The 12,094-nt window shown below is 70.4% G+C and carries 11 protein-coding genes; 8 read left to right on the top strand and 3 right to left on the bottom strand.

The annotated features are described in order from the left end of the window. Positions 1-24: 24 nt before the first annotated feature. The 3 genes from ABZZ38_RS06585 to ABZZ38_RS06595 are packed head-to-tail and all read right to left on the bottom strand — an operon-like array spanning position 25 to position 3,260. Positions 25-498 carry an SET domain-containing protein-lysine N-methyltransferase gene (locus ABZZ38_RS06585; RefSeq protein WP_356736417.1) on the bottom strand — a complete coding sequence of 158 codons (474 nt, stop codon included), beginning with the start codon at positions 496-498 and terminating at the stop codon, positions 25-27. Next, a complete protein-coding gene (gene fabF / locus ABZZ38_RS06590) occupies positions 488-1,783 on the bottom strand; it encodes a beta-ketoacyl-ACP synthase II (RefSeq protein WP_356736419.1) in 1,296 nt (431 codons plus the stop codon). The genes ABZZ38_RS06585 and fabF overlap by 11 nt, the downstream gene beginning before the upstream one ends. Before the next feature lie 31 nt (positions 1,784-1,814). Then, a complete protein-coding gene (locus tag ABZZ38_RS06595; protein WP_356736421.1) occupies positions 1,815-3,260 on the bottom strand; it encodes a class I adenylate-forming enzyme family protein in 1,446 nt (481 codons plus the stop codon). Positions 3,261-3,947: 687 nt separating this feature from the next. Between ABZZ38_RS06595 and fabG the strand changes: the two genes are divergently transcribed. From fabG to ABZZ38_RS06635, 8 genes are all read left to right on the top strand, one after another. After that, on the top strand, positions 3,948-4,652 hold the full coding sequence (gene fabG, locus ABZZ38_RS06600) for a 3-oxoacyl-ACP reductase FabG (RefSeq protein WP_356736588.1): 705 nt from the start codon (positions 3,948-3,950) through the stop codon (positions 4,650-4,652). Continuing rightward, positions 4,649-5,455 (top strand): enoyl-ACP reductase FabI, encoded by an 807-nt coding sequence (fabI, locus tag ABZZ38_RS06605; protein WP_356736590.1) that lies wholly within the window; start codon positions 4,649-4,651, stop codon positions 5,453-5,455. Before fabG ends, fabI begins: the two co-directional genes overlap by 4 nt. A gap of 53 nt (positions 5,456-5,508) precedes the next feature. Continuing rightward, entirely contained in the window at positions 5,509-5,928 is a 420-nt protein-coding gene (locus ABZZ38_RS06610) for a MaoC family dehydratase (RefSeq protein ID WP_356736423.1), read from the top strand. A gap of 4 nt (positions 5,929-5,932) precedes the next feature. Beyond that, positions 5,933-7,222 carry an MFS transporter gene (locus ABZZ38_RS06615; RefSeq protein WP_356736425.1) on the top strand — a complete coding sequence of 430 codons (1,290 nt, stop codon included), beginning with the start codon at positions 5,933-5,935 and terminating at the stop codon, positions 7,220-7,222. A 65-nt stretch (positions 7,223-7,287) separates the two neighbouring features. Then, a complete protein-coding gene (locus ABZZ38_RS06620; RefSeq protein ID WP_356736427.1) occupies positions 7,288-7,539 on the top strand; it encodes an acyl carrier protein in 252 nt (83 codons plus the stop codon). 52 nt (positions 7,540-7,591) lie between these two features. Then, the gene (locus ABZZ38_RS06625) at positions 7,592-8,923 is read left to right on the top strand and encodes a SidA/IucD/PvdA family monooxygenase (RefSeq protein ID WP_356736429.1); all 1,332 of its coding nucleotides are present in this window, start codon (positions 7,592-7,594) and stop codon (positions 8,921-8,923) included. 37 nt (positions 8,924-8,960) lie between these two features. Further along, positions 8,961-10,988, top strand: coding sequence for a class I tRNA ligase family protein (locus tag ABZZ38_RS06630; RefSeq protein ID WP_356736432.1), 2,028 nt, complete (start codon positions 8,961-8,963; stop codon positions 10,986-10,988). Then, entirely contained in the window at positions 10,985-12,091 is a 1,107-nt protein-coding gene (locus ABZZ38_RS06635; RefSeq protein ID WP_356736434.1) for an FAD-dependent oxidoreductase, read from the top strand. Before ABZZ38_RS06630 ends, ABZZ38_RS06635 begins: the two co-directional genes overlap by 4 nt. Positions 12,092-12,094 lie beyond the last annotated feature (3 nt).

Below are 12,094 nucleotides of genomic sequence, written 5' to 3' on the forward strand. Positions count from 1 at the left end.
GACACGGGCGTTCTGGTGGTGCGGTCAGTCGGTGACGAGCGCCTCCACGCCGTCGCGTTCCGCGATCAGCTCCCGGATGTGGGCGTTGAGGGCGTAGCGCTCCAGGACCGAGGCCGGCAGCGCGGACGCGCCGGTGATGGTGCCGAGGCAGGCGGCGGTGCCGCACTCGCAGGAGAAGGGGTTGCCCATCTCCCACTCGGTGGAGGGGTAGAAGAAGCTGAGCGGCTCGCCTTCGGCGATCGGCCGGATGGCGATCACATGGCTCGCCTTGGTGTCGAGGAAGGTGTTGGGCACGCAGGAGTGGTTCAGGAAGTGGAGGTTCTCGGGGTCGAGGTGCTCGTCCCGGGAGACCTGGACGCTGTACACGGTGGGCTCCCCGACCCTGATCTTGCCGGTCAGCGGGGAGACAACGTCTCCCACGTTCAGCGCGCGCCGGGCGTTGTACCCCTTGCCTCCGGCGTGGAACGAGGTCTCCTGTACATGAGATTCATGCCGCATGTGTGGCACTGGATCCTTCCTGTTCCCAGCGACGGACGATGAGTACCGCGTTGTGCCCGCCGAATCCGAATGAGTTGCTCATCACGACGTCGGTGTCCCACTGCTGGGCCACGGACGGCACGAAGTTGAGCTGGTCGTCCTCCGGGACCTCGCAGTTGAGCGTGGGAGGCACGACACCGTGGTTGATCGCCTGCACCGAGGCGATCAGCTCGACCGCGCCGGTTCCCGAGATGAGGTGGCCGGTCATGGACTTGGTGGAGCTGATCGGGATCTGGAGGGCGCGTTCGCCCAGCACGTCCCGGAGGGCCGCGACCTCGCTCCTGTCGTTGAGTTCGGTGCTGGTGCCGTGGGCGTTGACGTAGTCGACGTCCTCGGGCCGGAGACCTCCCGACTCCAGGGCGATCCGCATGGCCCGCTTGGTGCCCAGCCCCTCGGGGTGCGGGGCGGTGAGGTGGTACGCGTCGGTGGTGGCCCCGTATCCGACCAGCTCGGCGAGGATGCGGGCGCCCCGCGCCCGGGCGTGCTCGGCCTCCTCCAGGACGAGGACGCCCGCCCCGGCCCCCATGACGAACCCGTCCCGGTCCTTGTCGAACGGGCGGCAGGCCCGGGCGGGGTCGTCGTTGCGACGCGACAGCGCCCGGCAGGCCGCCGCTGCGGCGATGTTGAGACGGGTGACGGGGGCCTCGGTGCCGCCGGCCACCATCACATCGGCCACACCGAACTGGATCAGCCGCATCGCCTCGCCGATGGAGGTGGCCCCCGAGGCGCAGGCGGTGGTCAGGCTCGCCGACGGTCCGCAGGCGCCGAGCCACAGCGCGATCTCCCCGGCCGAACTCTCCGAACCGCTGGTGGCGAAGAAGAACGGGCTGACGGCACGGGCGCCGCGTTCGTGCAGCTTGATGGTGGTGTCGTAGTTCATCGTGGCGGGGCCGGCCGAGGAACCGACGTAGACGCCGACCCGGGGGGCCAGTTCCTCGTCGACCTCCAGTTTGGCCTGCTGGACCGCCTGCATCGCCGCCGCGAGGCCGTACTGCGTGCTGACGTCGATACGGCGTGACACCTTGTGCGGCATATAGACGCCGGGGTCGAATTCCTTGACCTCGGCCCCTATGCGGACGGGCAGGTCGGACGCGTCGAAGCCCTCGATGTCCGAGATTCCGCTGCGTCCGTCGACGAGCGACGCCCAGAACTCGTCCACCGTCAGCCCGACCGGCGTAATTGCTCCATAGCCGGTGATGACCACGCGTCGTCGTTCCTGCGGTTTTGAGCCCACCTGAAATCCCATCGGTAAGAACCCTTTCGACGAAGCGTGCCGGTCAGAGGGAAAGGGTGTCTGCGGTTTCGTTTCTCTCGTCGACTGCGGATTCCGCCAGCCTCAGCATGCGGCGCGGATCAGTCTTTCCGTTGTGGTTGAGCGGGAATTTTTCGACCACAACGACCCTGTTCGGCTGCTCGTAGGTCGGAAGGAGTTCGCAGATACGCTCGCGCCAATACTGCGGCATACCGCCCCGGGGGTCCTCGACCAGGAATACGAGCCGGCTTCCCAGCCGCTCGTCGGGCAGCGGAACGATCTTCAGCGGAGCCCCGCACTCGGCTGCCTTGCGCTCGATGATGTCGGGATAGAGGGTGTACCCCATGCGGTGTACGGCGGACTTACGCCCGAGTACGAAGAGATTGCCGGCGCCGTCCAGCGTGCCGAGGTCCCCGGGCCGGTACCACTCGGGTCTCTCCGGGATGACTTCACCGCCGGGGCTCAGATAGCCGCTGAACGAGTCAGGCGTACGGATGCGGAGTTCGCCGACCGCGCCCGGGGGCAACGGGACGGCGTCGTCGTCGGTTATCAGCACCTCGACGCCGTGGAACAGCCGGCCGGCCCCGACCGGGTTGTCGGGCGTCGCGGCGGCGATGTTGCCCATCTCGGTGCTGCCGTAACCATCGAGCAGGGGCAGCTGGAACGTCTTGGCGAACTGGTCGGCGGCCGCGCGGTCCAGCGGAGCGCCGCCGGTGCAGTACATCCGCACGCTGGCGAGGTCCAGGGCCAGCTCCGGGCGGCGCTCGACCAGGTTGATCAGGCTCCTGTGGGTGGCCGGTGTGGCGTCGACGACCGTGACGCCGGCCTGCCCGGCCATCCGTACCGCGCGGTCCAGCCGCCGGTAGGGGGCGACCACCAGCGAGGCGTCGGCCAGCCAGGCGGCCAGCAGGATGGACAGTCCGTACTGGTGGGAGAAGGGAAGAAGAGGAAGGAACACGTCATCGGCCCGGTAGCCCATGAACTCGATGGTGCGTCGCACGTTGCGCAGCACCGACCGCCCGGACTTCACGGTGCCCTTCGGCTCGCCGGTCGAGCCCGAGGACCAGGCGATCAGGGCGTCCGGCAGCCGTTCCCAGCGGTCGAAGCGGATCTGTTCGTCCGCGGGCCGGCGTTCCGCGGCGGCGGCCAGCAGCTCGTAGACGTAGAGCCGGCCCGGCCCGGGGACGGGAGGCGCGTCGTCGTCGACGACCGCGAGCCGGGCCCTGGCCTGCTCGGCGGCCCGGCCGCTGTCCTCCGTCCGCTGCCGCTGGTCGAGCAGAGCGACCGAGGCTCCCCTGTGCATGAGCCCGAGAAGGACGGCGACGAATCCGGCGGAGTTGCCCGCCTTGAGAACGACCCTGTCACCGGGGCGCACGCCGTGCTCCCGCAGCACATCCGCCACACGTAACGCCGTGCCCTGTAACTGGGACCGAGTCTGCACGGAATCCATGGATAAGAGCTTTGCTGGCATGTGCTGACTACTCTTCCTTCCCGTGTGCGTGTTGAGCAGGATCAGGCACGACAGGGAGCGGAAGGATGAGCTCAGGGGGGAAGGCCTTGCCGGTCCCCCGAAATCTGGAAGCAAGTCAGACATTCAACGCGTAAGCATGCGCAATGGAACGCGTGTGCCCACGTGCGTCTGCGGGACAATGCCCCTTGCCCTCCGATGAATCCCCGTTGGCAGCCCGGGCGCCCCGAGGGGGAGCCTTGATTAGCCGCCTGGGCGCAGCCTATGTAGGCCGATCCGACCATGTCAACAAAATCCTGCGCCGAGTATCCGGAACACTTTGATCCGCACTACCGGCCGGTAGTCGGTTTCTTGATCAATATTGTTCCGTGATGCCTTGCGTGGAACTGGGGACTGCTTGACACCCTCTTGGGCCTCTGCTTAGATCCACAATCCATATCACCGACGGGGTGAGCGCTGTCACCGAGCCGGCCGAATCGGATTCCCCGCAACGGTGAATTCACGGGGGGATGAGTGCGGCGGGCTTTCCATGTGAATCCGGGTCCCGCAGCTGACGATCTTCAATTCCGTTGATCTCCAGTAACACTCGCGACGCGGCCGTCACCTTCTGCCGGAGAGCTATGCATCTCGGCACGATGCGGAACACGCGCATCCGAGACGAGTCGACATTACGGGGGAGCGATTTTCATGCTGGGACGCACAACCCTGGTCAGCGGAGGGAACCGAGGAATCGGCCTCGCCACCGTCCGGGCCCTGTCCGAAGCGGGTGAGACGGTGGTGGCCACGTACCGGAACGACCCTCCGCCCGACGGGATCCACGCGGTGCGCTGCGACATCACCGACCCCGAGCAGGTCGAGCAGACCTTCAAGCAGGTCGAGGCGGAGTTCGGCCCGGTCGAGGTCCTGGTCGCCAGCGCGGGCATCACCCGGGACGGCCTGCTGATCACCATGTCGGACGACGACCTCGGCGCCGTGGTGGAGACCAACCTGCTGGGAACGGCGCGCGTCGTCCGCCGGGCCCTGCGCGGCATGGTCAGGCGACGCCACGGACGCGTCGTGCTGATCTCCTCCACCTCGGGCCTGTCCGGCTCGGCCGGACAGGCCAACTACGCCGCGGCCAAGGCCGGACTGATCGGACTGGGACGCTCGCTGGCCCGCGAGATGGGCGGCAGGGACATCACCGTGAACGTCGTGGCGCCGGGCTGGATCGAGACGGACATGACCGCGGCCCTCCCCGAGGAGCTGCGGAAGGAAGCCGCCGGCCAGGTCCCCCTGCGCCGCTTCGGCCGACCGGACGAGGTGGCGGCCGCCGTCCGGTTCCTGACGAGCCGCGAGGCGGGGTACGTCACGGGCGCGGTCATCCCGGTGGACGGCGGAATCGGAATGGGGCACTGATGGGTCTGCTGACGGGCAAGACGCTGCTGGTCACCGGTGTGATCACCGAGTCCTCGATCGCCTTCCACGTCGCCCGCGAGGCCCAGGAGCAGGGGGCCGGGGTGATCCTCACCGGATTCGGCCGGCTGTCCCTGGTCCGGCGCATCGCCAAACGGCTCCCGGAGCCCGCGCCGGTGGTGGAGCTCGATGTCACCGACCGGGAGCAGCTGGACACCCTGGCCGACCGGGTCCGCGAGCACGCCGGACGGATCGACGGGGTGCTCCACTCGGTCGCGTACGCTCCGCCCGGGGCGCTGGACGGCAGGTTCCTCGACACCACCTGGGAGGATGCGGCCACCGCCTTCCATGTCTCCGCCTACTCCCTCCAGGCCCTCACCACCTCGCTGCTGCCCCTGATGGGCCGCGGCGGCTCGGTGGTGGGCCTCGACTTCGACGCCGGCCGGACCTGGTCGGGTTACGACTGGATGGGCGTGGCCAAGGCCGGTCTCGAGTCCTGCTCCCGCTACCTCGCCTCGCACCTCGGGCAGCGGGGGATCCGAGTGAACCTCGTCGCGGCCGGACCGCTGAGCACCCTGGCGGCGCGCAGCATCTCCCCGTCGGGGGACGGCTCCGGCACCTTCGACGGCGGCTGGTCCGAGCGGGCGCCGCTGGGGTGGGACTCCCGGGACTTCCGGCCGGTGGCCAACGCCTGTGTGGCGCTGCTGTCCGACCTGTTCCCGGCCACCACGGGGGAGATCATCCACGTCGACGGCGGAGCCCACGCAGTCGGCGACCGCCCCGCGCACGCCCCGGCCGTCAGGTGACCCCCCTGCGCCCCACCCTGGGTCAACTGGCGGACCACATCGGCCCATTGGGGTTGAGCGACTGGCGTCGGATCAGCCAGCGCCAGGTGGACCTCTTCGCCGAGGCCACCGACGACCACCAGTGGATCCACGTCGATCAGGCCCGAGCGGCCGAAGGCCCGTTCGGCACCACCATCGCGCACGGGTTCCTGACCCTGTCGCTCCTCTCCGCGCTCAGCGCGGAGGTGCTCGAGGTCAGCGGTGTCGCCCAGGCCGTCAACCACCGGGTCGACCGGGTACGCTTCCGCGCCCCCGTGCCGGTGGGCGCCAAGCTCCGGGCCTCGGTCCGCCTGCTCTCGGTACGGCCTCGCCCCCGGGGCTTCACGGAGGTCGTCATCTCGGTCGCCATCGAGCTGGAGAACGGGCGCGTCGCGTGCACCGCCGAGCAGACCACCCTCTACCTGGACGGGGGGTTGGCCGACAGTGGGCGGTGACGCGGTGGCCGGGCCGGAAGGTCCGGCCAAGGCCAGGGTGTCCTCACTGGTCTTCCTGGAGCTGGCGGCCACGGCTTCCACCTCCGCCAACGGGATGGTGGCTCTGGCCCTGCCCTGGCTGGTCCTGGAGCGGACCGGCAGCCCCGCCGACGCCGGGCTGGTCTCCGCGGTGTCCACCCTGCCGCTGCTGGCGAGCGCCCTTTTCGCGGGGACCGTCGTCGACCTGTTCGGCCGCCGCCGTACGGCAGTCGGCTCCGACCTGCTGTCCGCGGTGTCCGTCGCGGCCGTGCCGCCGGCCGACGCGGCCTTCGGATTCTCGCTGTGGTGGCTCGCCGCCCTGGCGGTCCTGGGATCGGTCTTCGACCTGTCGGGGGTCACCGCCCGCAAGGCCATGCTGCCGACCGCCGCCGCCCGGGCCGGATGGCGGCTGGAGAAGGCGAACGGCGTCCACGAGTCGGCCAAGGGCTTCGCCCTGATAGCCGGACCCGGCCTCGGCGGCCTGCTGATCGGCTTCGGCGGAGCGGTGGCCCCGCTGTGGGCCGCCGCGGCCCTCTCCCTGCTGGCCACCCTCATCCAGGCCGGGCTGCGCCTTCCGTCCCCCGCGCCCGAGTCGGACCTGTCCGACGGCTCCTCCTGGCGCGCCGTCAGGCGCGGTGCGATGGAAGGGCTGAGAACGGTCTGGAACGACCGGCTCCTGCGCGTGGTGGGCCTCCTGGGGAGCGTGCTCTTCATGATCTATCTGCCGATCTCCGGGATCGTCCTGCCCGCCTACTTCCATGAACAGGGCACCCCCCAGCGGCTCGGCCTGCTCACCGTCACCATGACGATCGGTGGCATCGCGGGCGCGCTGGCCTACGGATTCGCGGGGCACCGCCTGCCGAAGCGGGCCCTGTTCACGGCGACGATGCTCACCGCCTCGGCGGGACTCTTCGCCATGTCCTGGCTGCCGCCCTATCCGCTGCTGCTGGTCGGCGCCGTGGTGGTCGGCCTCGCGTACGGGCCCATCAGCCCGCTGATGAACCTGGCGACGCAGCTGCGCTCCACCGAGCGGACCAGGGGCCGGGTCATGGGAATCATGACCTCCTGCGGATACGTGGCGGGCCCCATCGGTTTCCTGGCCGGCGGTCCACTGGTCGAACGCCTCGGCCCCGGCCCCTCCTTCGTCCTGCTCGCCTCGCTGCTCTGCGTGCTGGTCATGGGTGCGTCACTGCTCCCCGGCCTCCGCGAGTTCGACTCCCTGTCCGACGCACCGCACCCCTCCATCGAACGCACCGGCCAAGGCGTCGCCGGCTGAGCACGCCCGGCCGAGTGCGTACCCGCCCCAACGAACCGCCCCAACGAAGTCGAAAGGCACGTGACATGGCTCTTCAGCACGACGAGGTTCTCGCCGGTCTCGCGGAGATCGTGAACGAGATCGCCGGCATCCCGACCGCGGACATCGACCCCTCGAAGTCCTTCACCGACGAGCTGGACGTGGACTCCCTGTCCATGGTCGAGGTCATCGTCGCCGCGGAGGAGCGCTTCGGCGTCACGATCCCGGACGAGGACGCCAGGAACCTCAAGACGGTGGGCGACGCCGTGGAGTTCATCGTGCTGGCCGGTGACGCCTGATCCCACGAGGCTGCTCGTCCCCGACCGACGACCGATATGAGAGGTCCGCACCATGGGGTCCGACATCGCCCACTCCGGCCAGGCGCACTACCGGTGCGTCGGGGTCGGTGCGGGGCCGGCGAACCTGAGCCTGGCATCGCTCCTGCACAGCCATCCCGAGACGACCAACCTCTTCCTCGACCGGAAGCCCGCCTTCAGCTGGCACGACAGCCAGCAGATACCCGGTACGACCCTCCAGGTGTCCATGTTCAAGGACCTGGTGAGTCTCGCCGACCCGACGAGCCCCTTCTCCTTCCTGGCGTACCTCCACCAGAAGGGGCGGGTGTACCACTTCCTCAACGCGCAGTTCCCCGAGGTGCCCCGCCAGGAGTTCCGCAACTACCTGGACTGGGCCAGCAGACGCAACGACAACGTTGTGTTCGGCGAGCAGGTGCGGGAGGTGGACTTCGACGGCAGCGGGGACGGCCGCTACGTCGTGCGCACCGACCGGCGCCTGGTCACCGCCGACAACGTGGTGGTCGGGGTCGGCACCCGGCCGTGGGTCCCGGAGCACGCCCGGCCGAAACTGGGCCGCACCCACTTCCACGTCAGCGAGTTCATGGAGAAGGCCGGAGATCTGGGCGGCAAGCGGGTCGCCGTGATCGGCGGCGGCCAGTCGGGCGCGGAGGCCTTCCTGGAGCTGATCTCCCGCCCGGGCGGTCAGCAGCCGGGGCAGGTCTCCTGGTTCTCCCGGCGGCGCAACTTCCTGCCGCTGGACGACTCGCCGTTCACCAACGACTTCTACATGCCGTGCCACTCGGACCACCACTACAACCTGCCGTCCGAGGCCCGGTCCGCCTTCAACGCCGAGCAGCTGCTCAGCAGCGACGGGGTGTCCGAGGCGACGCTGCGCCAGATCTACCAGCAGCTCTACGTCCTGTCCTTCGTGACCGGGCCGGCGGACCTGGCCAGGCTCTACCCGCACCGCGAGGTGACCGACGTGACCGGCGACGCCACCGGTCCGTGGCACCTCACGGTCCGGCACAAGGAGGAGCAGGGCGCGGTCGAGCACGAGCGGGCGGACGTCGTCATCTGGGCGACGGGCTTCCGTCCCGCGCCGATGGACTTCCTCGCCCCCATCGCCCACCGGCTGGAGCGCGAGGGCGACGAACTCCGCGTCGACCAGGACTACGCGGTGCACTGGGACGGTCCGCTCGACCGCAGGGTCTTCGTGCAGAACGCCGTCCGCGAACAGCGCGGTCTGGCCGACCCCAACCTCAGCCTCAACGCCTGGCGGAGCCGGCGCATCGTGGACCGGCTGCTCGGGGTCCGGACGGAAGAACAGCTTCCCTCCTTCGTCGCGTGGTCGTCGAAGGAATCCGCCGAGCAGTTCCGGACCGCGTGACGAGGACGGGGACGACCATGGAGAAGAGGTACCGGACGTGATCATCAGTGTCTACGACGGGAACATCCAGTACGAGGGGTTCGGCATCGGTCTCGCCGGCGTCCAGGGACTGGGCGTGGGCGCCGACTGGGGCCGGGTCCTCCCGGGTGCCAGGTCCCTCTCGCACCGGCACGACGAGACCGAGATGTTCGTGATCGTCCAGGGCCGTGGCGAGCTGGTCGTCGAGGGAGTGCGCCACCCGGTCGCGCCCGGCTCGCTCGCTCTGTTCGAGCCCTTCGAGAGCCACGTGCTGGAGAACAGCGGCGACACCGAGCTGGTGTTTCTGACCCAGTACTGGAGGGACGCCGACCGGGCGCTGGTCTCGGCCCGGTCGGCCGACCGGCTCGGCTTCGGTGAGCGTCCGGTCTTCGTCTGTTCGCCCCCGCCGACGCCCAACGGCGATCTGCACCTCGGACATCTGTCGGGTCCGTATCTCGGGGCCGACGCCTATGTGCGCTTCCAGCGCATGAACGGCGTCGAGGCCTGGCACGTCACCGGCAGCGACGACTACCAGAGCTACGTCCAGGCCGCCGCCCGCGACGAGAACCGCGAAACGGCGGTGACGGCCGCCCATTACAGCGCGGAGATCGCGGACACGCTCGCCCTCATGGACATCCGGGTGGACCAGTACACGGTGCCCCACCGGGACGAGGCGTACCGCGACGGGCTACGGGCGTACTTCTCCCGCCTGGTCGACAGCGGGGTGGTCGCGCCGCGCGCGGGCGAGGCGCTCTTCGACTCCGAGACCGGCGAGTACCTCTACGAGGTGGACGTCAGCGGGACCTGTCCGACGTGTGCCTCCACGACCGGCGGGAACATGTGCGAGGGGTGCGGTGAGCCGAACACCGTCATCGATCTGACCGGTGCCGTCTCCGCGCTGTCGGCGGCCGAGCCCCGGCGCGGGCCGATCACCCGGTACGCGCTGCCGCTGCACGAGTTCCACGAGACCGTCGTCGACCACCACCGCCACGGCCGGGTGCCGGCCCGGCTGCGGGAACTCGCCGCCCGGGTCTTCGACCGTCCGGCCCTGGACCTGCCCGTCAGCCACCCCGCCTCCTGGGGCACGGAGCCCGCCGAGAAGCACGAGGGGACCGAGGGCCAGGTCATCTGGGCCTGGGTGGAGCTCTCCTACGGATTCCTCCAGGGCATCCAAGCGCTGGGCGGCCGGCTGGGCAGGGACTGGCGGGTCGCCGAGCCCGATCAGGACTGGAAGATCGTCCACTTCCTCGGCTACGACAACGCCTTCTACCACTCGGTGCTCGCCCCGGTGCTCTACAAGGCGGCCTTCCCCGAGTGGGCCCCCGACATCGACTACCACGTCAACGAGTTCTATCTGCTGGAGGGAAGCAAGTTCTCCACCAGCCGCCGGCACGCCATCTGGGGCAAGGAGATCCTCGGCCCGGACAGCGTCGACGCGGTCCGCTTCTTCCTGTCGAGCACCCGGCCGGAAGGAGACCAGACCAACTTCGCGAGCGCGGAGTACGACACGCTGGTGCGAGGCACCCTCGTCGGGACCTGGCAGAAGTGGCTCAACGACCTCGGTGAGCGGCTGGGCGAGCGGTACGACGGTGTGGCCCCGGACGCCGGGAACTGGACGCCGGAGCACTCGGCCTTCCTGGGGACGCTGGGAGTGCGGCTCTCCGCGCTGACCTCCGCGCTGAGCCCGGACGGCTTCTCCCTGCGGCGGGCCGCCGCCGAGCTGAACGGCCTGGTGGAGGACGCCGTCAGGTTCTCCCGCCAGGAGAGCCCGCTGGCCGCCACCCGGTGGTCCGACGACAACCGGACCGTCATCGCCCTGGAGCTCGCCGCTGCCCGTCTGCTGGCCCACGGTGCCGCACCGCTCATGCCGCGCTTCGCGGCGCGGCTCGGGAAGGCGCTTGGCCTGGGGATTCCCGCGCACTGGCCCAGGACGGTCGAACTGCTGCCGCCCGGGAGCCAGGTCGACCTCGCCGGCACGGTGTTCTTCGCACCGCCCGCGCCGGGTGCCGTGCCGGGATCCGCGTCCGCCGCCTCGACCCGGTCGTGAGTCCCGTCTCCGCCGACGTCGTGGTGGTCGGCGCGGGGCTGGCCGGGGCAGCCACCGCCTGGCGGCTGGCCGGGCGGGGGCTGGCGGTCGCGGTGGTGGAGGCGTACGCGGTGGGGCACCGGAACGGCAGCTCGCACGGCAGCTCGCGGATCTTCCGCCGGACCTACGCGGACCCGTTCTACGTCGCTCTGACGGGGCGGGCCGCGGAGAGCTGGCGGGAGCTGGAGACCGACTCCGGCACCGTGCTGCGACGCCGTACCGGAGGCCTGGACTCGGGCGCCGGGGCCAGGCCGGAGGAGTTGGCCGGGGTGCTGGCGGACGCCGGGGTGCCGCACGAGCTGCTGCCGGTGGGGGAGGCCGGGAGACGCTGGCCCGGCATGCGTTTCGAGGGTCCGGTCCTCCACCACCCGCAGGCCGGGGTGCTCGACCCGGACGCCACCGTGGCGGCCTGCCTCCGCCGTGCCGAGGAGCAGGGGGCGCGCGTGCTCACCGGGACGCGGGTGACGCGCGCCGCGTACCCGGCGTCGGGCGGTGTCCGGCTCCTCGCGGACACCGGCGAGGAGCTGTCCGCCGAGCGGGTGGTGATCGCCGCGGGGGCGTGGCTGCCGGAGCTGGCCGGGGTGTTCGGCATCCCGGTGCCCCCGCTGGTGGTGACCCAGCAGCAGGTCTTCCACTTCCGTCAGCGGGAGCCCGGCGTCGACTGGCCGGTCTTCCTGCACCGGGGCGAGGCCGAGGTGTTCGGTCTCCCCTCCGGCTCCGACGCCGGTCCCGAGCCCGCGGTGAAGGTGGCCGAACTCGGCAACGGGACCCCGACCACCGCCGACACCCGCTCCGGGGTGCCGGACCCGGTCTCGCAGGCCGCCGTCACCGGGTTCGTGAACGCCTGGCTGCCGGGACTGCGGGCCGAACCGGTGGCAGAGAGCACCTGCCTCTACACCTCCACCCCGGACGGGGACTTCGTCCTGGACCGCCACGGCCCCGTGGTGGTGGTCTCGCCCTGTTCCGGTCACGGCGCCAAGTTCGCCCCGCTGATCGGTGAGATGGCGGCCGACCTCATCCTGGGCCGCGGCACGCCGCACCCCCGCTTCGCCCTGCACCGCTGACGT

This window comes from Streptomyces sp. NPDC006368, from assembly GCF_040612535.1.
Taxonomy (GTDB): domain Bacteria; phylum Actinomycetota; class Actinomycetes; order Streptomycetales; family Streptomycetaceae; genus Streptomyces.